The organism is Lutibacter agarilyticus (assembly GCF_900188235.1).
Classification (GTDB): Bacteria; Bacteroidota; Bacteroidia; order Flavobacteriales; family Flavobacteriaceae; genus Lutibacter; species Lutibacter agarilyticus.
The window spans coordinates 62,206-87,146 of sequence record NZ_FZNT01000007.1 but is presented as its reverse complement, the minus strand read 5'-3'; the positions used below and the strand labels follow the sequence as shown (position 1 = coordinate 87,146).

Annotated in this window: 20 protein-coding genes, 2 tRNA genes and 1 riboswitch; of the genes, 6 read left to right on the top strand and 16 right to left on the bottom strand. The window is 32.4% G+C overall.

What is annotated here, in order from left to right; genetic code table 11:
- Positions 1-15: 15 nt before the first annotated feature.
- Both alaS and CHB67_RS12215 read left to right on the top strand, forming a co-directional pair.
- A complete protein-coding gene (gene alaS, locus CHB67_RS12220) occupies positions 16-2,631 on the top strand; it encodes an alanine--tRNA ligase (protein ID WP_089382073.1) in 2,616 nt (871 codons plus the stop codon).
- Positions 2,632-3,582, top strand: coding sequence for a GSCFA domain-containing protein (locus CHB67_RS12215; RefSeq protein WP_089382072.1), 951 nt, complete (start codon positions 2,632-2,634; stop codon positions 3,580-3,582).
- Positions 3,583-3,634: 52 nt separating this feature from the next.
- Here the strand turns inward: CHB67_RS12215 and CHB67_RS12210 are convergent, their stop codons facing one another.
- From CHB67_RS12210 to rfbB, 5 genes are all read right to left on the bottom strand, one after another.
- The gene (locus CHB67_RS12210; protein WP_089382071.1) at positions 3,635-3,946 is read right to left on the bottom strand and encodes a rhodanese-like domain-containing protein; all 312 of its coding nucleotides are present in this window, start codon (positions 3,944-3,946) and stop codon (positions 3,635-3,637) included.
- 403 nt (positions 3,947-4,349) lie between these two features.
- Positions 4,350-5,348, bottom strand: coding sequence for a mannose-1-phosphate guanylyltransferase (locus CHB67_RS12205; RefSeq protein WP_089382070.1), 999 nt, complete (start codon positions 5,346-5,348; stop codon positions 4,350-4,352).
- A 32-nt stretch (positions 5,349-5,380) separates the two neighbouring features.
- Positions 5,381-6,349 carry a Gfo/Idh/MocA family protein gene (locus tag CHB67_RS12200; RefSeq protein ID WP_089382069.1) on the bottom strand — a complete coding sequence of 323 codons (969 nt, stop codon included), beginning with the start codon at positions 6,347-6,349 and terminating at the stop codon, positions 5,381-5,383.
- A gap of 47 nt (positions 6,350-6,396) precedes the next feature.
- The gene (locus CHB67_RS12195) at positions 6,397-7,680 is read right to left on the bottom strand and encodes a nucleotide sugar dehydrogenase (RefSeq protein WP_089382068.1); all 1,284 of its coding nucleotides are present in this window, start codon (positions 7,678-7,680) and stop codon (positions 6,397-6,399) included.
- A gap of 27 nt (positions 7,681-7,707) precedes the next feature.
- Positions 7,708-8,718 carry a dTDP-glucose 4,6-dehydratase gene (gene rfbB / locus CHB67_RS12190; RefSeq protein WP_089382067.1) on the bottom strand — a complete coding sequence of 337 codons (1,011 nt, stop codon included), beginning with the start codon at positions 8,716-8,718 and terminating at the stop codon, positions 7,708-7,710.
- A 489-nt stretch (positions 8,719-9,207) separates the two neighbouring features.
- Here rfbB and CHB67_RS17225 point away from each other — a divergent pair, with 489 nt between their 5' ends.
- The 3 genes from CHB67_RS17225 (at position 9,208) to CHB67_RS12180 (ending at position 11,367) form a co-directional block, all read left to right on the top strand.
- On the top strand, positions 9,208-9,357 hold the full coding sequence (locus CHB67_RS17225) for a hypothetical protein (protein WP_176461269.1): 150 nt from the start codon (positions 9,208-9,210) through the stop codon (positions 9,355-9,357).
- A gap of 277 nt (positions 9,358-9,634) precedes the next feature.
- Positions 9,635-10,360 (top strand): DUF2092 domain-containing protein, encoded by a 726-nt coding sequence (locus CHB67_RS12185; protein WP_089382066.1) that lies wholly within the window; start codon positions 9,635-9,637, stop codon positions 10,358-10,360.
- A gap of 23 nt (positions 10,361-10,383) precedes the next feature.
- Positions 10,384-11,367: a DUF6515 family protein gene (locus CHB67_RS12180; RefSeq protein ID WP_089382065.1), complete on the top strand. Its 984-nt coding sequence runs from the start codon at positions 10,384-10,386 to the stop codon at positions 11,365-11,367.
- A 130-nt stretch (positions 11,368-11,497) separates the two neighbouring features.
- On the opposite strand, the gene CHB67_RS12175 is transcribed toward CHB67_RS12180, so the two are convergent.
- From CHB67_RS12175 to nirB, 11 genes are all read right to left on the bottom strand, one after another.
- Positions 11,498-11,571 (bottom strand) — tRNA-Asp (locus CHB67_RS12175).
- A 101-nt stretch (positions 11,572-11,672) separates the two neighbouring features.
- Positions 11,673-11,746, bottom strand: a tRNA-Asp gene (locus CHB67_RS12170).
- Positions 11,747-11,809: 63 nt separating this feature from the next.
- Positions 11,810-12,733 (bottom strand): DUF58 domain-containing protein, encoded by a 924-nt coding sequence (locus tag CHB67_RS12165; RefSeq protein WP_089382214.1) that lies wholly within the window; start codon positions 12,731-12,733, stop codon positions 11,810-11,812.
- A gap of 90 nt (positions 12,734-12,823) precedes the next feature.
- Positions 12,824-13,141: a thioredoxin gene (gene trxA, locus CHB67_RS12160; protein ID WP_089382064.1), complete on the bottom strand. Its 318-nt coding sequence runs from the start codon at positions 13,139-13,141 to the stop codon at positions 12,824-12,826.
- Between the two features lie 126 nt (positions 13,142-13,267).
- Positions 13,268-14,224: a methylenetetrahydrofolate reductase [NAD(P)H] gene (gene metF / locus CHB67_RS12155; protein WP_089382063.1), complete on the bottom strand. Its 957-nt coding sequence runs from the start codon at positions 14,222-14,224 to the stop codon at positions 13,268-13,270.
- 217 nt (positions 14,225-14,441) lie between these two features.
- Positions 14,442-17,123, bottom strand: a complete 2,682-nt coding sequence (gene metH / locus CHB67_RS12150) for a methionine synthase (protein ID WP_089382062.1) — start codon at positions 17,121-17,123, stop codon at positions 14,442-14,444.
- Positions 17,124-17,191: 68 nt separating this feature from the next.
- Positions 17,192-18,190: a homocysteine S-methyltransferase family protein gene (locus CHB67_RS12145; protein ID WP_089382061.1), complete on the bottom strand. Its 999-nt coding sequence runs from the start codon at positions 18,188-18,190 to the stop codon at positions 17,192-17,194.
- A 57-nt stretch (positions 18,191-18,247) separates the two neighbouring features.
- Positions 18,248-18,349, bottom strand: a riboswitch (SAM riboswitch).
- An 83-nt stretch (positions 18,350-18,432) separates the two neighbouring features.
- A complete protein-coding gene (locus CHB67_RS12140; RefSeq protein ID WP_089382060.1) occupies positions 18,433-20,247 on the bottom strand; it encodes an ATP-binding protein in 1,815 nt (604 codons plus the stop codon).
- Positions 20,248-20,267: 20 nt separating this feature from the next.
- Complete coding sequence (locus CHB67_RS12135) at positions 20,268-20,852, bottom strand: DUF4202 domain-containing protein (protein WP_089382213.1); 585 nt, start codon at positions 20,850-20,852, stop codon at positions 20,268-20,270.
- Positions 20,853-20,875: 23 nt separating this feature from the next.
- Positions 20,876-21,253, bottom strand: a complete 378-nt coding sequence (nirD, locus tag CHB67_RS12130) for a nitrite reductase small subunit NirD (protein WP_089382059.1) — start codon at positions 21,251-21,253, stop codon at positions 20,876-20,878.
- Positions 21,254-21,271: 18 nt separating this feature from the next.
- Positions 21,272-23,791, bottom strand: a complete 2,520-nt coding sequence (gene nirB / locus CHB67_RS12125; RefSeq protein WP_089382212.1) for a nitrite reductase large subunit NirB — start codon at positions 23,789-23,791, stop codon at positions 21,272-21,274.
- Positions 23,792-24,005: 214 nt separating this feature from the next.
- Here nirB and cobA point away from each other — a divergent pair, with 214 nt between their 5' ends.
- Positions 24,006-24,782 carry a uroporphyrinogen-III C-methyltransferase gene (gene cobA / locus CHB67_RS12120; protein ID WP_089382058.1) on the top strand — a complete coding sequence of 259 codons (777 nt, stop codon included), beginning with the start codon at positions 24,006-24,008 and terminating at the stop codon, positions 24,780-24,782.
- Positions 24,783-24,941 lie beyond the last annotated feature (159 nt).

The window sequence follows — 24,941 nt, the reverse complement described above, 5'->3', positions numbered from 1 at the left end:
AGCATATAATTAACGATGAAATCACAACAAATACGTCAACAATTTTTAGATTTTTTTGCTGCAAAAAAACACACCATTGTACCTTCAGCACCAATGGTATTAAAAAATGATCCTACGCTGATGTTTACCAACGCAGGAATGGTTCCGTTTAAAGAATACTTTTTAGGACAAAAAAAGGTTGTTAACAAACGTGTTTCCGATTCTCAAAAATGTTTGCGCGTTTCAGGAAAACATAACGATTTAGAGGAGGTTGGTAAAGATACCTACCACCATACCATGTTTGAAATGTTAGGTAACTGGAGTTTTGGTGATTATTTTAAAAAAGAAGCCATTGAATGGGCTTGGGAATTATTGACTGAAGTTTATAAAATAAACAAAGATTGTTTGTATGTTTCTGTTTTTGAAGGTGCTAAAGAAGATGGTCTGGAATACGACCAAGAAGCACACGACATTTGGAAGGAATTGATTGATGAAGATAGAATTATACGTGGAAATAAAAAAGACAACTTTTGGGAAATGGGAGCGCAAGGACCTTGCGGACCATGTTCTGAAATTCATGTAGATATTCGCTCTGCGGAAGAAAAAGCCATAGTCTCAGGAAAAAGTCTGGTAAATATGGACCATCCACAAGTGGTGGAAATCTGGAATTTAGTTTTTATGGAATTTAACCGTAAAGCTAATGGAGAATTAGAAAAACTTCCTGCACAACACGTTGATACTGGAATGGGGTTTGAGCGTTTATGCATGGTTTTACAAAATGTACAATCTAATTACGACACCGATGTTTTTATTCCAATAATTAAAGAAGTTGAAACTATTACTGGAAATGATTATGGTAAAAACGAAGAAATTGATATTGCGATTCGAGTAATTTCAGACCACGTTCGTGCTGTTGCTTTTGCAATTGCAGACGGGCAACTACCTTCAAATACAGGTGCTGGTTATGTTATTAGAAGAATTTTAAGAAGAGCCGTACGTTATGGTTTTACTTTCTTAAATACCCGCGAGCCTTTTATTTATAAATTGGTTGCTGTGCTTACCAAACAAATGGGCACTTATTTTCCTGAGTTAAAAACGCAAAGACAATTAATTACCAATGTAATAAAAGAAGAAGAAAACTCTTTTTTAAGAACCTTAGATCAAGGTCTTGTTTTATTAGACGGAATTATAAAAAATACACAAGGAACAGAAGTTTCAGGTAAAAAAGCCTTTGAATTATTTGACACCTATGGTTTTCCTATAGATTTAACGGCATTGATTCTTTCTGAAAAGAAAATGACGTTAAACGAGGAAGAATTTGAAACGGAGCTTAAAAAACAAAAAGCCAGATCAAGAGCTGCTTCAGTAGTAGAAACGGATGACTGGGTAATATTAGATGAAAATGACGATGAAGAAGAATTTGTTGGATATGATACCCTTACAGCAAAAGTTAAAATAACACGATACCGAAAAGTTTCTTCTAAAAAAGATGGAGACATGTATCAACTTGTATTTAATTTAACGCCTTTTTATCCTGAAGGTGGTGGACAAGTTGGTGATAAAGGTTATTTAGAAAAAGAAGATGGAAGTACGGTTTATATAGTAAACACTAAAAAGGAAAACAATTTAATCATTCATTTCACAAAATCATTACCGAAGGATTTATCAGGAACTTTTAATGTAGCAGTTGATGAAAAACAACGTTTTAGAACGGCTTGTAATCATACAGCAACGCATTTACTACACCAAGCTTTAAGAGAGGTTTTAGGTGAACACGTTGAACAAAAAGGTTCTGCAGTACATTCAAAACATTTAAGATTTGATTTTTCACATTTCTCAAAACTATCAGTAGATGAACTCACTGCTGTTGAAGATTTTGTAAATGCTAGAATTGAAAATAAATTGCCTTTACAAGAATTTAGAAATATTCCAATGGAAACTGCCTTGGAAAAAGGCGCTATGGCTTTATTTGGTGAAAAATACGGAGATACCGTAAGAGCCATTCAATACGGTCAATCTGTTGAATTATGTGGAGGTACTCATGTGCAAAATACAGGCGATATTTGGTATTTTAGAATTCAAACAGAAAGTGCTATCGCATCAGGAATTAGACGAATTGAAGCTATTACTGGTGACGCTATGAAAACTGAATTTTCTGAAAACAACAGAACACTTTTCCAAATTAAAGAATTGGTGAAAAATTCTAAAAACCCGGCAGAGCAAGTTTTAAATTTAATTGAAGACAACACTAAGCTAAAAAAACAAATAGACCAACTATTGAAAGAAAAGGCAAAAAGTGCTGCCGCTGGTTTAGTTAATGAAACTGAATTAATTAATGGTATTCACTTTTTAGCGAAAAAACTAGAATTAGACCAAAATAGCATTAAAGATTTAGCGAATGATTTAGGAAATAAAATTGAAAATTTGTTTTTAATAATTGGATCTGAAGCTGAAGGCAAAGCATTTTTAACATGTTACATTTCTAAAAACTTAGTTGCTGAAAAAAAATTAAATGCAGGGCTAGTTGTTAGAGAGTTAGGAAAACTAATTCAAGGTGGCGGTGGTGGCCAACCATTCTTTGCTTCTGCTGGAGGTAAAAATCCTTCAGGAATTGAAGAGGCTTTAAAACAAGCTAAAAATTATATTGTGTAAATGAATTTTAGAACCAATATACAGCTAAAAAAAGAGCGTAATCAAATTGATTACGGTTCTAGATTAATGCTGTTTGGTTCTTGTTTTTCTGAAAACATTACTAAAAAATTAGCCTATTTTAAATTTAATTCAGCTAGTAATCCGTTTGGAATTTTATTCAACCCAATTGTCATTGAGCAATTAATTACCAACGCCATTAATTTAAAAAAATATACTAAAGAAGACATTTTTCAATTAAATGAACGTTGGCATTGTTTTGATGCACATTCTGATATAAGTGCTGTTGAAAAAAGTGAGTTGCTTCAAAATTTAAATACTGCAATTACAACTACTCATAAACAACTTACTAAAGCTTCACACCTAATAATTACTTTGGGAACCGCTTGGGTATATCGTTTTATTGAAACAGATAGGATTGTTGGAAATTGCCATAAAATTCCGCAAAAAAAGTTTTTAAGAGAATTGCTTTCAACAGAAGAAATTATAGCTTCTTTAGATAATATAACAACACTTGTAAAAAGCATAAATCCTTCAGTAACTATTATTTTTACCGTTAGTCCGGTAAGGCATTTAAAAGACGGTTTTGTAGAAAATGCTCAAAGTAAAGCACATTTATTAGCTGCAATTCACCAAATTACAAACGTTAAAAATCAGCTTTATTATTTTCCTTCTTATGAAATAATGCTAGATGATTTACGAGATTACCGCTTTTATGCCAATGATATGGTGCATCCAAATGAAACGGCTATTGACTATATTTGGGAGCAATTTAAAATGGTTTGGATCGCTGAAAAATCACTTTTAACAATGAAAGAAGTAGCTACTGTTCAAAAAGGGTTGGCGCATAAACCCTTCAACCCAGCATCTGAACAACACAAAAAATTTCTTTTGAACTTAAAAGAGAAAAAAGAACGTTTATTCAACAATTATAAAATAAACTTTAACCTATAAAACAAAAAAGAGAAGCCAACACTTCTCTTTTTTATGAAGTATTTTAAAATATTTAATTTACAAACTTTGCAACATTCTGCCAAGGACCTCCATTAATTATATCAATCCCATTCTGACTTAAAAAAGACGTTGCTTGTCCACTTCTTGCTCCACTTCTACAAACAGCAATTACTTTTTTATTCATTGCTTTTATTTCAGCAACCTTAGTTGGAATACTGTTTAAAACAATATTTTTCGAACCATTTACATGACCACTAGCAAATTCATCAGCAGTTCTTACATCAATAACAACAGCCCCATCTTTTAAGTAATCTTCAATTGGTGATTCACTGTTACCTCCTCCAAATAAACCAAAAAAACTCATATTCTTTCTTTTAAAATTTTGTGCAAATATAAACGATTAAATACGAAACCTAGTAACACCTGTTACTAATTATTCTATCAAATTTTTATTAAAACATCAATTTTTAAAAGAATCTGTTAATTTTTAAATAGAAAATGAAGCCTATAAAACGTGTTGAAACCATCATTTATATGAATTTTGAACTATGAATTGTATATTTATCTTTTCAAAATAAGAAAAATGAGAAGAGGTTATAAAAAAGCAAAATTACTAATTGGCTTAAGTCTAATTGTGTTTGCTATATTTCAGTAATATTCAAAAAGAGAAGTAAACACCTGAAAGAACAAGTACTCACCCCGAATTGAAAAAACAAAGAGGCTATTTAAAAGTTACAAAAGTAACTTTTAAATAGCCTCTTTGTAGTTTAATTTAGTAAGTCTGAATCTTCAGATTCTAACTTAACATACACATCTTTTACTTTTTGAGCATGCTCTTTATGTAAAATTAAATTTGCCGATGGTGTAGTCACAAAAATAGTGTTTTGTAATCCTAAAAATGCCGTAAAATTATCGGTACCAATAACCATATTTCCATTCTCATCTGTTGAATGACCTTTTGAAACCAGATAATCATATACAGAGTCAAAAGAACCTAGATCAGACCAATTAAATTTAGTTGGAATTACCTTTATTTTCTTACTTCTTTCCATAACAGCATAATCAATACTTATACTTGGAATATCCATAGACAATGCTAAATCAAGTTTACCTTGCTCATTGTTCTCCCAAGCAATTTTAGATTTTTCATATACTTCTGGGGTAAAATCTTTTAATTCACCAAGCATTACCCCTGCTTTAAAACAAAACATTCCACTATTCCACAGAAAATTTCCTTTTGAAATAAATTCTTTTGCAGTTGATTCATTTGGTTTTTCTCGAAACGAAATTACATCGTCGTTTTTGTATTCAATATAACCGTAACCTGTTTCAGGTTTTGCAGGCACAATTCCAAAAGTAACAATTGCTCCTTCCTGTGCTTTACTAACTGCTGATTCAATAGCTGTTTTATAAGAACTATCACCTTCAATTACGTGATCAGAAGGTGTTACAATTAAAACATCATCAGGATTTGCTGCAAAACAAGCAAATGCAATTGCTGCTGCCGTATTTCTTGGAGTAGATTCAATAATATCAATATAGCTTAAGTCTAATTTATTTAGTACTTCTTTACTTAAATGGCAGTTATCTACATTTCCAACAACCATTACCTCATCAGTTAAAATGTTGTTTCGCTCAACTGTCATTTGAAATAATGATTTTTCTTCAAAAATCTCTAAATACTGTTTTGGACGGCTTTTTCTTGACAACGGCCATAACCTACTTCCTACTCCTCCAGTTAAAATAACATTTATTGTTTTACTCATAACATTTCTTTATTTTATATTTAAAATCTCTTTTATTTTTCAAAAGGATGCTTAGCCAACGGTTTTTTAGCAAACGGATGGTAATTTCCTTTTGTTCCTATTGGTTGTGCATGCCTAACTTGGTGTACTATTTCAATTGCTTGCCTTGGTGCTTCTAATCCATAGCCATTTCCTTTCAATATTTCTTGATAAGAAATAGTGTGCAAATCTGTAAATCCGCCACTAAACTCTAATTCTTCCCCTTCAATAGTAATTGAACGATACGTTGTTTGACCTTTTGCTTTAATTTCTTCAGGCAGAACATCATAATTAATAGATAAAAACCAACGCACTCTTGCTTTTTCAAACTCTAAATACCCTGCAGAACGATCGTGTGTATTTATATGAACATCATTTTGTTTTAAATCACCAAAAATCCACGAAAGCATATCAAAAAAATGAACTCCAATATTGGTTGCAATTCCACCAGATTTTGAAACATCTCCTTTCCAAGAAGTATAATACCAATGGCCACGTGATGTTAAATAAGTTAAATCTACATCGTATATTTTATCTTTTGGACCGTTTTCAATCTTTTGCTTCAACGCAATAATGCTTGGATGCACACGCAATTGTAAAATATTATAAATTTTATTTCCTGTTTCTTGTTCAATTTTAGAAAGTGCGTCAATATTCCAAGGGTTTAACACCAAAGGTTTTTCACAAATAGCATCAGCTCCTTGGCGTAATGCAAAACGAATATGTGCATCGTGTAAATAATTTGGTGTACAAATACTTACATAATCTAGTTGCTTATTTTGCTCAAATGTCAACTTTGAAATATGACGGTCAAAACGTTCAAATTCAGTAAAAAAATCTGCATTCGGGAAATAACTATCAATTACCCCAACACTATCAAATTTATCTAGCGCAGCTACTAAATTGTTATTTGTTTCTTTAATAGCCTTCATATGTCTAGGAGCAATATAACCCGAGGCTCCAATTAATGCGAAATTTTTCATTTTCCTGTTTTCAACTTTTTTTGAATTGACTTTTTAAGTTAACTCAATTATAATTTTCCGTGTACTTCACAATCTAACACTCCTTTAACATCGTAAATAACGCCGTTTTTATTTAACAAACTAGTTAAATTTAATGCTAAAAACTCTTTATGTGCCACTGTTAATACAACTGCATCATATTTTTTGGCAGGAATTTCAGTAACAATATCAATTCCATATTCTTTTTTTACTTCGGAAGCATTTGCCCAAGAATCAAACACGGTAACTTCAGTACCAAAATCTTCCAAATTTTGAATGACATCAACCACGCGTGTATTTCTAACATCTGGACAATTTTCTTTAAACGTGATTCCTAACAACAATATTTTAGACTCGTTAACTTGAAAATTTCTTTTAATTAACAACTTCACTACTTCAGCAGCTACATAACTTCCCATACTGTCGTTCATTCTTCTTCCTGCTAAAATAATTTCAGGATTGTAGCCTACTTCCTGTGCCTTTTGAGCTAAATAATAAGGGTCAACACCAATGCAATGTCCACCAACTAGACCTGGCTTAAAAGGTAAAAAGTTCCATTTTGTTCCGGCAGCTTCTAAAACATCTTGAGTGTTTATATCTAATAAATTAAATATTTTAGCCAATTCATTTACAAAAGCAATATTAATATCGCGCTGTGAGTTTTCAATTACTTTGGCTGCTTCAGCAACTTTAATTGAAGGTGCTAAATGTGTTCCTGCGGAAATAACGGAAGCATATAAATTATTTACACTTTCTCCAATTTCAACTGTTGAACCTGATGTAACTTTTAATATTTTTTCAACGGTATGTTCTTTATCTCCCGGATTGATTCGTTCAGGCGAATAACCTACAAAAAAATCTTTATTGAATGTTAGACCTGATAATTCTTCAAGAATAGGCACACAAACTTCTTCGGTAGCTCCTGGATAAACAGTAGATTCAAAAATAACAATATCATTTTTCTTAAGTACTTTGGCTACTGTTTCACTAGCTTTTAATAAAGGTGTTAAGTTTGGCTTGTTATTTATATCTACAGGTGTAGGCACTGTAACAATGAAATAATTACAGCTTGAAATCTCTTCAATTTCAGTAGTACAAAACAATCCGTTTTCACTTGTTGAACTCTTAACTAATACCTGTTGAAGAATTTCATTTTCTATTTCTAAAGTGGTGTCAACTCCTTTTTTAAGTTCTGCTACTCTTTCTTCATTGATATCAAAACCAATAACTGAATATTTTGTAGCAAACAATCGAGCCAATGGCAGACCCACATAACCCAATCCTATGATTGCTATTTTAATTGTTTCTTTCATTAAAATTAAGCCAATTTCTGAGGCTTTTTATTGGTATTTTTCCAAATACCATTGTACTGTTTTTAAAATACCCGATTCAAAATTTTCATCGGCCTTCCAACCTAAATTTGTTTCAATTTTTGTTGCATCAATAGCATATCTAAAATCATGACCTGCTCTATCTTCAACATAGCTTATTAAATCTTTATAGCTTTTATTTTCTAAAGGTTTTAAAGTGTCTAAAATTTCACAAATTTGACCTGCAATATAGTTATTATTTCGCTCGTTTTCCCCACCAATATTATAAACTTCACCGCTTTTTCCTTTAAAAAAAGCTACTTCAATTCCTTTACAATGATCTAACACATACAACCAATCTCTAATATTTTTTCCATCTCCATAAATTGGAATATGTTCACCAGCCAAAGCCTTACGAATTACTGTTGGAATTAATTTTTCATCATGTTGCTTTGGACCGTAATTATTAGAGCAATTTGTTATTACAGTATTCATTCCGTAGGTGTGATGATAGCTTCTAACAATTAAATCGCTACTTGCTTTTGATGCGCTATATGGTGAGTTTGGAGCGTAAGCTGTTTCTTCTGTAAACAAACCTGTTTCGCCTAAGGTACCATAAACCTCATCGGTAGACACATGTAAAAAACGACTTTCTTCAAATCCGTGTTTAAAAACAAATGGCTTTTCCATCCAATATTTATAAGCAACATCTAACAATGTAAAGGTTCCTTTTACGTTAGTTTCAATAAAAACATCGGGGTGACTTATAGAATTATCTACATGAGATTCGGCAGCTAAGTGAATTACATCTGTAATTAAATAATGTTGAAAAACACGTTCAATTAAACCTCTATCACAAATATTTCCGTGTACAAATTTGAAATTTCTAGCATTTTTAACCCTGTTTAAATTATGAACATCTCCCGCATAGGTTAAGGCATCAATTACTACTATTTTGCAGTTGTGGTTTGATTTTATTAGATGCTCAACTAAGTTTGCGCCAATAAATCCTGCTCCTCCAGTTACTAATATTGATTTCATTTTTGTCTGTTTTTATAGATGAATACTATATATATTTTTAAAGGATCTTTCCTATTAGGAATTTCAACATAAAATATTTCTTCATTTTTCCGCGTATTTGGCTAACTGAATTTCTGTTAATTTATCTTCGATTTATCAGTAGCAACCTTTTTGAAAATGGAACACAAGCTGAAAATAATTCCTATTATATGATTCTTTCATTGATACCGCATGCGAAAATAACCAATTATTATCTATTTTCACTTACGTACAAATATAGATTTCTAATTACATAAATAAAATAACACTATTTTAAGAAGCAATCTAAATTACCCATTAAAAATATACTGCTTTTCCACACAAATAGACGTTTTTTCCATACAAACTACTGTTTTTCAGTGCTAAACGGTAAATTCACTTGATTTTTAATTTAAATTAAGCTAATTTTATAGCAACAAAAATTAAGCATAAATTATTGTTAATATTATTTAACCCCTAATTCTATTCAACATGAAATCAAGTTCTATATATGAGTATTGCACTTCAGATGCAGTTATTCAGTTTGCTAAAAGAAATTACCAAACATATTTAGCCCATTATAAAGCAAGAAATTTAAAACCAATGCCGTTTGAAGAGTTTGTAAAAAATTACAGCAGTTAAGCTAATTAATTACTATATACATATTCTTCATTGGGATATTACCCCATAATATCTTTCGTATTCTAACTACTGTTTTTAAATTCATTTAATACTCATTTATTAATTCGCTCTGCTCTATTAATAAATCAGTAAACTAACGTATCATTACTATAACTACTCCATCTACAAATTAAATCTTTTTAATTAATTTTTTTTTACTAAGTTTGTTAATAGCCCCCTTTTATTGCTATAAAAAAATCATAAAACCTTTAAAATAAGTTTAAAAACCTAAAATTAAATGAAAAATTACTCACTATTTTTTGCATTGCTATTTTCTATTTGTATCACTGCCCAAACAAAAAAAATTGACCCTACAGCCATTCTTATTTTAGATCATATGAGTGATGTAATTGGAGAACTAGAATCGTGCTCTTTTAGCTTATCTAGTTCTTTTGATAGTAAAGATCCTGATTATGGTTTGATTAAAAAATTCATTACATCAGATATTATTTTCTCAGGCCCAAACAAAATGTTATCACATATTGAAGGAAATAACGGTAAAAAAGGGTTTTGGTATAATGGAGAGCAGGTTGCTTATTATTCTTATACTGAAAATAATTATGTATTAATTGAAGCTCCGGAAAACACTATTGCTACAATTGACAAATTGCATTTTGATTATGGAATTCAATTTCCTGCTGCTGATTTTTTCTACCCTGCTTTTACAGATGACTTATTGAATGATTTTCAAAACATTCAATATATAGGAAAAGTAGCAATTGAGAATGAAGAGTGTTTTCATATTAAAGCTGAAAATGATGAAATGATTGTTCAATACTGGGTATCAAATAACGCCTACAGAACACCTAAAAAATATTTAATTATTTATAAAGAAAAAAACAATTCACACTATGAGGCTACTTTTAGCAACTGGCAACTAAACCCTAAAGTTCCTGAATCTATTTTTGAATTTACGCCTCCAGAAAACGCAAAAAAAATTAAAATACTTGCTAAGAAAAAATAAATTGAACATTTAACGATCTTATTATGACATCAAATAAAATTATAAAAAATATAAAATCTATTATATTTATATTCTCACTAACAGTGGTACTTCCTTTAGGAATGAATGCTCAAAGAATGGGACACTCAGCTTCTAGAGGCGGAGGAGGACACTCAGCTTCTAGACCATCAACTAGCAGACCAACAACTTCAAGACCTTCTACAAGTAAACCAAGTACAAGACCTTCAACTAACAATAGATCAATAAATGGAGGTCATAAAAAAACAACAACAAGACCTTCAACAAGACCTAGCACAAATAAAGCGACAACAAATCGCCCAACAACACGTCCTACTACAAATAATAAAACAACAAATAAGCGACCTACCACAAATAATAAAAACAAGGGTAATAAGATAGATAACAGCAAAAGAAACATAAATATTGACAACAGTAAGAACATAAATATTAACAGAAACAACACTAGAGTAAACGCTAGTTCTAGACATTATACTAGACCGCCATACAGATATGGCGGACATAGATATTACTGCCATAGACCATACTTCTACCATCCTTACAGACCATTTTACTGGGGACCTGTTTGGCACCCATGGGGTTTCTTTGTGGCCACACTAGCAACAACTGCAATTATTATTAGTATCGAAAACCAAAAATATCATTTCGACTCAGGGGTTTATTATGTTTCTTCAGATGGAGGTTATACAGTTGTACAAGCTCCGGTAGGAGCAACAGTTAAAACACTACCAAAAGAAACTGAAAAAGTCGTCGTCAACGATACCACCAACAATTACTATTATGGTGGTGCCTACTATGAAAAATCAGATGAAGGTTATACGGTTGTGCCTGCCACAGCAGGAACCATTGTTCCTAACTTACCTGAAGGTGGAGAAGAAGTGAAAATTGGAGATATTACCTATGTACAATTTGGAGACACCTATTACCAACCTATACAAGTTGACGGAAAAAACATGTATGAAATAGTTGAGGTTAAAGAAGACGAATAAATCTTACCCTATTTTTAAATAGAAAAAAACCAGAGGAGATAGTCCTCTGGTTTTTTTATGCTTTTAATTTTATTTTTTATGAATTTAAATAAATCGCATAAAAAAAGCATCTCAATTGAGATGCTTTTTGCGGTCTGGACGGGACTCGAACCCGCGACCCCCTGCGTGACAGGCAGGTATTCTAACCAGCTGAACTACCAGACCGTTGCTCTTAGCGGATGCAAATATACATATTTCATTTAAACTAACACTATTAATTTTAAATAAATTGCATAAAAAAAGCATCTCAATTGAGATGCTTTTTGCGGTCTGGACGGGACTCGAACCCGCGACCCCCTGCGTGACAGGCAGGTATTCTAACCAGCTGAACTACCAGACCGTTGCTCTTAGCGGATGCAAATATAAGCGGGTTTTTTATATCTACAAAGGTTTTTGTGAAAATTTACAAAAAGTTTTTTCTACTTGTTAAATATGATATCAAAATTTGATGAAATCCTTTATGAATATCCACAGGAACATATTCTATTTTATACTGCATACATTTCATTTTCAACTCGTTAAAATATTTTTCAACTTCAGCTTTGTATTGTTGTTTTACAGATGAAGCGTATAAATTAATTTCTTCACCCGTTTCTACATCCACAAATTTTTTGGGAGAATTTTCAAAATCAAAGTTATACTCAAGCTTTCCATCGTAGGTATGAAACAAAACCACCTCGTGTTTATTGTATTTTAAATGGCGTAAAGCTTCAAACAACTCTTTTTCGTTTTTATCGGTTTGAAACATATCTGTAAAAAGAAATATAAGTGACCGTTGATGAACCTTCTCTGAAATTTCGTGTAATACCTTATAAGTCTCTGTTGTGGCTTTAGAATCTTCTTTTAAAAGTTGATCTAATTTAGACAACAACATTCTTCTATGCCTATCACTACCTTTTGCTGGTGAATAATATTCAACTTCATTACTATACACACTTAAACCAACCGCATCTCTTTGACGCTTTAATAATTCCATTAAGGCAGCCGAAGCAATTGCTGAAAATCCAATTTTTGATAAATTATCTAGTGTCGGGTTTTTAATTATGGGATAATGCATAGATGCAGAATTATCTATAATTAAATAACAACGCAAATTTGTTTCTTCCTCGTAGCGCTTTATAAATAACTTTTTAGTTTTCGCATATAGTTTCCAATCAATGTGCCGAGTACTTTCACCTTTGTTATATAGCCTGTGCTCAGCAAATTCGACCGAAAAACCGTGAAATGGACTTTTATGCATTCCTGTAATAAATCCTTCAACAACCTGACTCGCTAACAATTCAAGGTTATTTAATTCAGAAAGATGTTGTACTGATAAATTATCCATATGCATTTATTAATAAAGTAAATATACTATATAAATAGAAAAAGCCCGGCAAAATTGCCAGGCTTCCTAAAAATATTTTTTAAGTATATTTTATAAATGTGCGTCAATTTTTTGAGCATATGTTGCTTTTGGAGCAACACCTACTTGCTTTTCAACAACTTCTCCACCTTTAAAAACTAAAACAGTTGGAATATTTCTTACTCCATATTTTGCTGCAAACTCTTGATTTGCATCAACATCTACTTTTGCAATAACTGCTTTTCCTTCATATTCTGAAGTTAATTGATCCATTATTGGAGCAACCATTCTACAAGGTCCACACCAAGCAGCCCAAAAATCAACCATTACTGGTTTATCTGATTGTAAAACTACTTCGTTAAAGGTTGCATCTGTTACTTCTAATGCCATAATATATTTTTTAAATTAATAACTCTAATTAAACTTCGACAAAAGTACATAAATATTTCACCATTACAATTCAACATTTATTACTTTTATTTATGAAACTATTAAAAAAACTGATTTTTAAGGTAATTAAAACACTTCTTTCGCTATTTTTTTAATATTGTCCGATTTACCCATAGAGTAAAAGTGTACTACAGGCGCTCCGTTAGCAATCAATTCTTTAGATTGTTGAATTGCCCACTCAATTCCTACCTCACGAACTTGCTTATTATCCTTACAACTTTCAATGGCCGAAATTAAATCTTCAGGCATATCTAATCTAAAAATTTGCGGTAAAATTTGTTGATGTCTTTTTACAGCCACAGGTTTTATACCTGGAATAATAGGCACGGTAATCCCAATACTTTTTGCTTTTTCTACAAATTCAAAATATTTCGCATTGTCAAAAAACATTTGGGTTACCACGTAATCGGCTCCAGCATCAACTTTCTCTTTCAATCTACGCAAATCTGTTTCCATACTTGGTGCTTCCAAATGTTTCTCAGGATATCCTGCAACACCAATACAAAAATCTGGTTTATTATTGGTTTCAATAATATTATGTAAATACTTCCCTTCGTTTAATTCTCTTATTTGAGCTACCAAATCTGAAGCATATCGGTTTCCTCCTTCTGTTGGAATAAAAAACGATTCGTGTTTCATAGCATCACCACGCAACGCCATAATATTGTCTAAACCTAAATAATGGCAATCTACCAACACATATTCTGTTTCTTCTTTGGTAAAACCTCCACATAAAACATGCGGAATTGCATCTACATCATATTTGTATTTTAACGCAGCACAAATACCAACAGTGCCCGGACGCATACGTGTCATTTTTTGCTCTAACAACCCGTTTTCCTTCTTAATATAAACATACTCCTCACGAGAAGTTGTTACATCAATAAAAGGTGGTTTAAACTCCATTAACGGGTCTACATTATTGTATAAATCCTGAATATTCTGCCCTTTTTGAGGCGGTACAATCTCAAACGAAAACAATGTTTTACCGTTTGCTTGCTTAATATGATCTGTTACTTTCATTCTTTTATGCTTTTTGCATTTAGCAATTCGCCTTTAGCTTTAACAGCGAAAACCTTTACAACTTTTTAACTTTCTCTTTTTGGGCGTTTCCTTTCAGGTCGCGCTATACGTTATATCTTTTTTTACGTTGCACTTCAAAAAAGGATACCACTTCTATCGCTAACGCAACTTTTGGCTTTTGGCTTTTGCAAACCTAACAGGTTTTTTTAAATTTCAATTAATTTTCCGCCAAATTAGGATTCAACCATTTTTTAGCCGTTTCTAAATCCATATTCTTTCTAATTGAAAAATCTTTCACTTGTTCTTCAGTAATTTTACCAAGACCAAAATATTTAGATTTTTCGTTCCCAAAATAATATCCCGAAACTGATGCTGCCGGCCACATAGCCAAACTATCTGTCAATTCAACCCCAATGGTTTCTTTTACACTTAATAAATCCCAAATAGTCAACTTTTCAGTATGATCTGGACAAGCAGGATAACCTGGCGCCGGACGAATACCTTTGTATTCTTCCTTAATCAAATCTTGGTTAGATAACACTTCATTTGAAGCATACCCCCAATATTCTTTACGTACTTTTTCGTGTAAATATTCCGCAAAAGCTTCAGCCAATCTATCAGCTAATGCCTTAATCATTATCGAATTATAATCATCGTGGTCTTTTTCAAATTCAGCAGCTAATTCAGCCGTTCCAAAACCTGTAGACACACAAAATGCTCCCATATAATCTTCAACTCCCGTTTCTTTAGGTGCTACAAAATCGGCCAATGCAATGTTTGCAATACCTTCCTTCTTTTTTGATTGCTGACGCAAAGTCACAAACTTAGCTTCCACTTCATTTCTACCTACATCACCATAAATTTCAATATCATCACCTACAGCATTCGCAGGAAAAATTCCAAAAACAGCTTTTGCCGTTAATAATTTTTCATTCAAAATTTGAGCTAATAACATTTTAGCATCGCTAAACAAATTTGTAGCCTCCACTCCAACTACTTTATCTTTTAAAATGGCAGGATATTTCCCTGCCAATTCCCAGGTTCTAAAAAACGGAGTCCAATCTATATAATCAACTAATTTTGTTAAATCAACATCTTCAAAAACTTGAATTCCTTCAAAGTTAGGTTTTGTAATAGTTGTACTATTCCAATCAATGTTGAATTTATTTTTTCGTGCATCAGTCAAAGAAACATATTCTTTTTTACTAGATCTGTTTGCAAAACCTTCACGAACTTTTACATAATTAGCCTTTATATCTCCAACATACTGTTGATTGGTTCTCTTATTTAATAAATCTCCAACTACAGTAACCGCTCTTGATGCATCATGCACGTGAACTACTGCATTTTTATATTGAGGGTCAATTTTTACAGCAGTATGCGCTTTTGAAGTTGTAGCACCACCAATTAACAACGGAACTTCAAAATTTTGACGTTCCATTTCTTTTGCTAAATACACCATTTCATCTAAACTAGGTGTAATTAAACCACTCAAGCCAATCGCATCTACATTTTCATCTTTCGCTGCCTGAATAATTTTTTCAGGAGGAACCATGACTCCTAAATCTACAATATCATAATTGTTACAACCTAAAACAACACCTACAATATTTTTACCAATATCGTGTACATCACCTTTTACAGTTGCCAATAATATTTTCCCGTTCGATTGACTCTCACCCCCTTTATCTAATTCAATAAAAGGTAACAAATAAGCCACTGCTTTTTTCATGACACGGGCTGATTTTACTACTTGAGGTAAAAACATTTTACCCGAACCAAACAAATCTCCAACTACATTCATACCAGCCATTAAATTACCTTCAATAACTTCAATTGGTTTTGAAGCTTCTAGTCTAGCCGCTTCAACATCTTCAACAATAAACTCATCCAAGCCTTTTACTAAAGCATGTGTAATACGCTCTTGCAAAGGTTTTTCTCTCCAACTTAAATCGACTTTACGTTCTTTTGAGGTGCTCACCACACTTTCTGCAAAATCTAATAAACGCTCTGTTGCATCTTCTCTTCTATCTAAAATAACATCTTCAACGTGCTCTAATAAATCCTTTGGAATATCATCGTAAACTTCCAACATTGCCGGATTTACAATTCCGATATTCATACCTGCTTTAATGGCGTAATATAAAAATACCGAGTGCATTGCTTCACGCACGGCATTGTTTCCTCTAAAAGAAAACGACACATTACTTACACCTCCACTTACGTTTGCGTTTGGTAAATTCTCACGAACCCAACGTGTAGCTTCAATAAAATCTATGGCATTTCTTCTATGCTCTTCCATTCCTGTTGCAACTGGAAAAACATTCAAATCGAAAATAATATCTTCAGAAGGGAAGCCAACTTTATCAACTAAAACATCGTAAGAACGTTTTGCAATTTCTACACGTCTTTCATAATTATCCGCTTGCCCAACTTCATCAAAAGCCATTACAATAACAGCCGCACCATACATTTTTATTTTCTTTGCATGCTCAATAAATTGAGCTTCTCCTTCTTTTAAACTAATAGAATTCACTACACATTTACCTTGAGCTACTTGCAAACCAGCTTCAATAATTTCCCATTTAGAGCTATCAACCATGATTGGAACACGTGCAATATCTGGTTCTGCAGCAATTAAGTTCATAAACCGAACCATTGCTTCTTTTCCATCTAACAAACCATCATCCATATTAATGTCGATAATTTGCGCACCACCATCAACCTGATGACGAGCAATTGCTAGCGCCTCATCAAATTTCTCTTCTTTTATCAATCGTAAAAACTTACGAGAACCAGCCACATTGGTACGTTCACCAACGTTTATAAAATTACTTTCTGGAGTAATTACTAAAGGCTCTAGACCCGATAGTTTTAAATATTTTTTTTCTGTATTCATTTTTTTGAAAATAGATTCCTGCCTACGCAGGAATGACAGTCTAAATTTAATTTATTAAAACCCAACAACTAACAACCAGCAACCAATCTTGGCTTATATCCTTCAGCAATTTCAGCAATAGCTTTTATATGTGCAGGAGTTGTTCCGCAACATCCTCCAATAATATTTATTAAATTCTTATCTAAATACTCTTTAATTTGATTCGCCATCATTTCTGGAGTTTCATCGTATTCTCCAAAAGCATTTGGTAAACCTGCATTTGGATGCGCTGAAATTCCTAAATCTGATTTTTGCGCCAACACTTCTAAATGTGGTGTTAACTGACTTGCACCTAACGCACAATTAAACCCAACTGTTAACAAAGGAATATGCGATACTGAAATTAAAAATGCTTCAGCCGTTTGACCTGATAAAGTTCTTCCACTTGCATCAGTTATTGTCCCACTTAACATTATTGGAATATCAATATTACGTTCAGCTTTTATTTCTTCAATAGCAAATAAAGCCGCTTTTGCATTTAAGGTATCAAAAACAGTTTCTACTAATAACACATCTACACCCCCATCAATTAAAGCTTCTGCTTGTTGCTTGTAAGCCACTCTTAAATCTTCAAAACTAACGGCTCTAAAACCTGGGTCATTTACATCTGGAGACATACTTGCCGTACGGTTTGTTGGACCTATAGAACCCGCTACAAAACGAGGTTTATTAGGATTCTTTGCTGTATATTCATCTGCCACTTCTTTGGCTATTTTAGCCGACTCAAAGTTCAACTCATACACAAAATCTTCCATTTCATAATCAGCCATTGCAATGGTTGTACTTGAAAATGTATTGGTTTCAATAATATCAGCTCCTGCTTCTAAATATTTTCCGTGAATGGTTTTAATAGCTTCAGGCTGCGTAATTGAAAGCATATCATTATTTCCTTTTACTGAAACGTTGAAATCTTTAAATTTTTCACCTCTATAATCTTCTTCAGTAAACTTATACTGCTGAATCATAGTTCCCATAGCTCCGTCAAGAACAAGGATTTTATTTTTTAATATATTTCGGATGTCTTCCATGGTATCATTTTTACATAAACAGTCGGAAGTTATTAAGCAGCATTACTCAAAGAGTAGGTGTTATCTGTCCATTTTAATGGTAGAACGTAGCACCTTCTTTAGTTTAAAGGGTTGCTAAGGCTTCAACAGGTCTATTCCCTCAGCCTTTCTTAATAACTAATTAAGTATGTTTATGAACTTTGTGCAAATAAACGGCATATTCTTATGAATTACAAACAACTGTTCTATAATATTCAAGAATTTCACAAGTTTATATTAATTGTAATACGAGTTCCATTATTTTTTGAAGAATTGATAAAAATTCGTCCATTTATATAACTTATCCGCTCTTTCATAAAAAACAAACCCATTCCCGCTTCACTCTTTTCTACTAATAATTTTTCAGCGTCGAAACCTTTCCCATCATCGTCAATCACAATACTTAATACCTGATTTGAATGACTAATTGAAACCAATATATAATTGGCTTCAGCATATTTTAATGAATTATTTACAGCTTCCTGAACTACACGATACACATTGGTTTCTACCAAAGAATCAAACCGACCTTTAAAATCGGTTTTATTTTCAAAAAAGATTTGTTTTCCTGTGAAACTAGCTAAACGCTCTGTTAATTTTTGAATGGTTGGCACAATACCATAATCAACCAATTCAGGTGGTGTTAAATTAAACGTAACCGCCCTAACTTCCTTAATCAAACTCCCTAAAAGCTCTTTTAACTTTTCAACTTTAACTGCAGTTCCTTCAACATTTTCAGAATTAATAGATTCAATATTGAATTTTAACGCCGTTAACATTTGACCAATACCATCATGAATATCTTTTGCGATCCTCTTTCGTTCCTCTTCCTGCGCCTCTACTATTTGACTTGCTTGTATTTTTTGCCGATTTACTTGTTCAGTAAAACGTTCTTCATTTAGCAAATCAATTTCACTTTGCGACTCTTTTCTACGGGTAATATCAGTACACAAAATCAATACACGTTGATTATTCCTCAATTGATTCATTGGGATTATAGACATTTCTAACCATAACTTTTGTGATTTTTTAGTTGTAATCTCTAATTCTCCTACCCAAATAGACCTTTGCTTTCCTTTTAACAACTCTTTTACAGCTTGCTGCTCCCCACCTTCTAACAGCAATAATTCTTCTAAATAGGCTTTTTCATCATTAGGCGTATCAATACCCAACAAGGTTTTAAACTTTTTACTCATATGAACCATAGATCCATCTTGAGCAACACTCACAAATAAAGCGGCATTGTCTAATGCATAATTTAAACCTTTTAATTCTTGCAGTGAAGCTTCCTTTGCAATGTAGAGTTCTTCTATTTTTTTCGCTTTCTCCTGAGCTTCTTTTTTTGTAACAATTAAATCGTGAATTACTTTTTTAATATGAATTGAAATTGGTTTGAACAAAAACAACATTTCAAATAGTAAAATCAACAAAGAAATTACCAGCAAAATAAATTCTTTCCTTTTTAACTCTTTTACTTTTTGTTGACTAATTTCATCATATTTAAATACAATTTCATTCATTTTATTCAAAAAAGGACCTTCAGCTTTTTTTAAATTTGAAATGTATTTCTGGATAGACTCAGGTGCAACGGCTGAGTTTTCCGAAACTAGATAAACAATGACATTACAAGAACTCACAATTTGCTGATGATCTGAAGCTATCTCTTTAAATAAGGTATTTAATTCTGGGCTGCTTTTAGTTAGTTCACCTAACTCACTTAATTCATTTTGCAAGTTTTCATGTGATAATAAAAACGTTTGATTGCTTTGTTTTATGACTGCAACTATTTTTAATTGTTCACTTTTTGTAGCGCTCAATAAAAATAAAGATTCCTTTACCAACTTTTGACTCAACATACGTTGACGCCCTGCAATGTTGATAATTCTTGAATCGTTTAATTGAGAATTTAAGTGTTTTTGAATTAAAATTTGAGCAATGAATATGGAAGCTGCTATTAATAAAAACGCCATTAAATATAACCTTCTAAATTTATAAAAGGTTGAATTATCTAATGATATGTCATTATTTGATTCACTCATAAAAAAGCTTAAAAACTCACTTAGCTAAGTGCTTTTTTAATTAAAGCCAGTGCAGCTTCTGGAAGCTGTAATTCTAAAGCAGCTTTATGTCCTTTCTCAGACATTTTTATCCAAGTTTTCTGAACAATGTCAATCAACTTTTCTTCAGGATATTTTTCAGAAAATTTAGCAAAGTAAAATTCTAAAAACACCAAACAAACAACATCCTCTAATGTTTGTGTATCGGCATTTTTTTTCAATTTTTTTTTCAATAATAAAAAAGAAACTTCATTAATAATATCTTGTGAATAGCCACATTCCTCTAAAATTTCAGCAGCTTTTTTTGCATGAAAATCTTTCAAATCTTTTCGCCAAGTTAAATATCCAACTCTATTCATTTCGTAAGAATCTCTTGGAATTTCCCATCTGCAAATATGCTGACAACAAACTGCTAATTGCAATGCTTCATTTGCATCTGGAGCAAACTTATTCAACTGTTCTGACATTCTTACCGCATACAATAACTCCTTCGGAAATTCGACTTCGTTATACAATTCCTTATTTGGATCTAATGAATTTGCTTCATTAAATAATTTAATCGCTTTTTTAAATTTCTCTAACTGCATAATGGGTTTATTAAAAACCAAATCTATTCAGAAAATCCGATATACACAAAGTTGTTTTCAACTTTCACAGGGTAGGTTGCAATTGCTTCTAAATCTCCATTTAAATTTTCACCTGATTCTAATGAGAATGTTTTTTTATGCATTGGGCAAGCAACTTTTGGAATTCCTTTATCGTCTCCAATCATTCCGCGAGACAACACCATTTCCATTTTATGCGGACAAACATTTTGACAGGCATACCAATGGTTTCTTCTTTGGAAATTAAAAACTGCAATTTGTTTATCTTTATATTTTACACAAACACCACCATCTTTTGCAAACTTGCTTACTTCAGCAGCTTTAAACCAAACTTTCACTTCGCTTTCTTTTACTGTATTATAGGTATTTAAAATTGTATCCATTCTATTTAAGTTTAGTTATTATTTATCCCAAGCAATAGGTTGTAATTGCTCTCTCATTGGTACAAAAACAATAGTATCATCGGTATCTTCTGAATTTACAAAATGCTGAAATCTTGAAACCATGTCGTCATTTTCAATAGCCTGTTTCCACTCACATTGATAAGCATCAACCAACCCTTGCATTTCAGTCTCTAATTCTGCAGCAATATTTAAACTATCATCAACCACAATTTTTATTAATTGATCAATTCCTCCTTCTAATTTATCTAACCAAGTTGAAGTACGCATTAACGGCGCAGCAGTTCTTATATAATACATAAAATAGCGATCTAAATACTTTATAACCGTTTCATTATCTATTTGCTCAGCTAATAATTGCGCATGTCTTGGTGTAGCTCCTCCATTTCCACCAACATATAAATTCCAACCACCTTCAACAGCTATAATTCCGAAATCTTTTCCACGAGCCTCAGCACATTCACGAATACAAGCCGAAACACCTCCTTTAAATTTATGAGGAGAACGCAGCCCCTTGTACCTATTTTCTAATTCAATAGCAAAACCAACACTATCGTCCATTCCGTATCTACACCACGATGATCCGACACAACTTTTTACCGTTCTTAAAGATTTTCCATAGGCGTGACCACTTTCAAAACCTGCATCAATTAATTCTTTCCAAATTGCAGGTAAATCGTTTAACTGCGCTCCAAATAAATCGATGCGCTGACCACCGGTAATTTTTGTATATAAATTGTATTTTTTTCCAACTTGCCCAATTACTATTAGTTTATCTGGTGTAATTTCACCACCAGGAATTCTTGGCACCACAGAATAAGTTCCGTTGCGTTGAATATTAGCTAAAAACTTATCGTTAGAATCTTGTATTACCTCTTCTTTATTAGCAGTATCATTGTATAAACTTGCAAAAATTGAAGCCACTAAAGGCTTACAAATCTCACAACCATCACCTTTTCCGCAAGTATCAATAGCCTCATCAAAAGTTTTTAGTTTCTTTATTTTAATAACCCCAAATAACTCTTGACGTGTATATTCAAAATGTTCGCAAATACTATTTTTAACTTCTTTACCTAAAGATTTTAAGGTTTCATTTACCAAATCAACCACCATAGGTTTACACCCTCCACAACCAGTAGTTACTTTTGTTTTTGCAATTACATCTGCCAAATTATTACAACCCCCTTCGGTTATTGAAGAACAAATTGCACCTTTAGTAACACTTTCACAAGAACAAACCTGCGCGGCATCTGGAATATCCATAGCACTCCCAAAAGATGAGCTTCCTTCACCTCTTGCCCCTAAAATTAATTCTTCAGCATCTTCAGGAATTGGCAAGCCGTTTAAATATATTTGATGAAACATATTATAATCGGAAGCATCTCCAATTAAAATTCCACCCAATAATTTTTTTCCATCATGACTTACATTGATTCTTTTGTATAAATCTTTGGTTTTATTTTCAAAAATTATTGAATATCCTTTTTCAACAGGCATAAATGGCTCCCCAAAACTTGCCACATCAACACCAATTAGTTTTAATTTGGTAGACATATCAATATCAGGACTCATTAAAGTTTCTGATGTTCCTAAAATTTGATCTACAGCAACATCGGCCATTTCGTAACCTGGCGCAACTAAACCGTAAATCATATTATTATAGAGCGCCACTTCACCAATTGCAAAAATTTCGGGATCTGAAGTTTGCATTTTATTGTTCACAACAATTCCGCCGCGCGTACCCATCTTCAAACCACAAGTCTTCCCCAACTCATCACGTGGACGAATACCTGCAGAAACAACCAACATATCTACATTAATTTTATCATATTCTCCAAATTCCATCCCAGTGATTGATTGTTCACCTAAAATTTTATTAGTAGCTTTTGACAAATGAATATGAATTCCCATTGTTTCCAACTTATTTTTCAAAACGCTACTTCCCCTAGTATCTAACTGACGCGGCATTAACTTTGAAGCAAACTCTACCACATGCGGCTCTAACCCCATATCCATCACAGCTTTCGCAGCCTCTAAACCTAAAAGTCCACCACCTAAAACAGCGGCTTTTGCATCAGGATTGCTCTTTTTAAGTTTATCAGCATACGCCATCATTCCCTCCAAATCCTCAATAGTTCTATACACAAAAACACCTTCTTTTTCAACACCCTTTATAGCTGGCACAAAAGCAGAAGACCCTGTAGCTAACACCAAATAATCATAACTAAATGTTTTATCGTTGATAGTAGTAATTGTTTTTGAAGCTCTATGAATATCTGTTACTCTTTCATTGGTAATTAATTCAATATTATGTTCTTCATACCAAGAACGCGGAGCCATTTCTAATGCTTTAGCATCGCCATTTTCAAAAAACTCACTTAAATGAACTCTGTCATAAGCAGGTCTTGGCTCTTCACCAAAAACCGTAATCTTAAAATTTTCAGCTGCTTCTTTTACTACAAATTTCTCACAAAATTTATAACCAACCATTCCGTTTCCTATTACTAAAATTGATTTTATCTGCTTCATTTTATTTATTTTTATTTGTCAGATGGAATTCGCAAAACACTACTTTTAATTTTAATCAAAACTTGTACAATGCTCATTTCTTATCTTTACGCATTAAGTATTACAAATACAAAACTACGTATTTTTACGTAATATAACTACGTATTTTTATTTTTTTTACGTATTATTGCATTATTATACTATTTAAAACTAAAAAAGTCTACATATGAAGAATCAAAACAACAGCACAAAAGTCACACTAGTTGGCGCAGGACCAGGAGACATAGACTTAATAACTATAAAAGGTTTGAACGCCATAAAAAATGCAGATTGCATACTATATGATGCCTTGGTAAATCCAGAAATTTTAAAATATGCAAAAAAAGATACACCTTGTATTTATGTAGGGAAAAGATTTAACAATCATAGATTAACACAAGAAGAAATAAACACGCTTCTAGTTGAAAAAGCTTCAGAACACGGACATGTAGTTCGACTTAAAGGCGGAGATTCTTTTGTATTTGGAAGAGGAAGCGAGGAAATTGAGCACGTAGAATCTTTCAACATTCCAACTGAAATTATCCCAGGAATTAGCAGTGCATTAGCAGTACCTGCATTGCAAGGAATTCCTTTAACCAAAAGAACCGTAAATGAAAGTTTCTGGGTAATAACCGGAACAACCTCCAACGGAAACATTTCAAAAGACATTAAATTAGGAGCGCAATCTTCAGCTACTTTAGTAATTTTAATGGGGCTACGTAATTTTTCATTAATTATGGAAGAAATAAAAAAATGCAGACATAAATACACGCCATTTGCTATTATTCAAAATGGATCACTACCCGATGAAAAAATAACAATTGAAACTATCAATAATTATAAAAATGCGCTAGGCTTCATAGATTATAATAAACCTGGAATTATAGTAATAGGTGATGTTGTAGCAGAACATTCTTCATATTTAGACGAAGAAATCCAACGTGTATTAAATTCCTCTTTTTAAACACAAAACCAAAAAAATACACACTTCACAAATTCCCTACCTTCAATTTGAAATATTCAAAAATTATTTAACTAAAAAATAGTAGATTCACAATAATCACACACCTACGTATTATTCAATATATAAAACTACGTATTAATACGTATAAATACGTACATT

Coding starts and splice junctions, on each gene's coding strand:
- metF (WP_089382063.1), bottom strand. CDS start 14,224: ATGAAAGTAACAGATCATATTAAGCAAGCAAACGGTAAAACATTGTTT.
- rfbB (WP_089382067.1), bottom strand. CDS start 8,718: ATGAAATCAATATTAGTAACTGGAGGAGCAGGATTTATTGGCGCAAAC.
- CHB67_RS12180 (WP_089382065.1), top strand. CDS start 10,384: ATGACATCAAATAAAATTATAAAAAATATAAAATCTATTATATTTATA.
- CHB67_RS12185 (WP_089382066.1), top strand. CDS start 9,635: ATGAAAAATTACTCACTATTTTTTGCATTGCTATTTTCTATTTGTATC.
- CHB67_RS12205 (WP_089382070.1), bottom strand. CDS start 5,348: ATGAGTAAAACAATAAATGTTATTTTAACTGGAGGAGTAGGAAGTAGG.
- CHB67_RS12145 (WP_089382061.1), bottom strand. CDS start 18,190: ATGGAAGACATCCGAAATATATTAAAAAATAAAATCCTTGTTCTTGAC.
- CHB67_RS12215 (WP_089382072.1), top strand. CDS start 2,632: ATGAATTTTAGAACCAATATACAGCTAAAAAAAGAGCGTAATCAAATT.
- CHB67_RS12210 (WP_089382071.1), bottom strand. CDS start 3,946: ATGAGTTTTTTTGGTTTATTTGGAGGAGGTAACAGTGAATCACCAATT.
- CHB67_RS17225 (WP_176461269.1), top strand. CDS start 9,208: ATGAAATCAAGTTCTATATATGAGTATTGCACTTCAGATGCAGTTATT.
- CHB67_RS12135 (WP_089382213.1), bottom strand. CDS start 20,852: ATGCAGTTAGAGAAATTTAAAAAAGCGATTAAATTATTTAATGAAGCA.
- cobA (WP_089382058.1), top strand. CDS start 24,006: ATGAAGAATCAAAACAACAGCACAAAAGTCACACTAGTTGGCGCAGGA.
- metH (WP_089382062.1), bottom strand. CDS start 17,123: ATGAATACAGAAAAAAAATATTTAAAACTATCGGGTCTAGAGCCTTTA.
- nirD (WP_089382059.1), bottom strand. CDS start 21,253: ATGGATACAATTTTAAATACCTATAATACAGTAAAAGAAAGCGAAGTG.
- trxA (WP_089382064.1), bottom strand. CDS start 13,141: ATGGCATTAGAAGTAACAGATGCAACCTTTAACGAAGTAGTTTTACAA.
- alaS (WP_089382073.1), top strand. CDS start 16: ATGAAATCACAACAAATACGTCAACAATTTTTAGATTTTTTTGCTGCA.
- CHB67_RS12195 (WP_089382068.1), bottom strand. CDS start 7,680: ATGAAAGAAACAATTAAAATAGCAATCATAGGATTGGGTTATGTGGGT.
- CHB67_RS12165 (WP_089382214.1), bottom strand. CDS start 12,733: ATGGATAATTTATCAGTACAACATCTTTCTGAATTAAATAACCTTGAA.
- CHB67_RS12200 (WP_089382069.1), bottom strand. CDS start 6,349: ATGAAAAATTTCGCATTAATTGGAGCCTCGGGTTATATTGCTCCTAGA.
- CHB67_RS12140 (WP_089382060.1), bottom strand. CDS start 20,247: ATGAGTGAATCAAATAATGACATATCATTAGATAATTCAACCTTTTAT.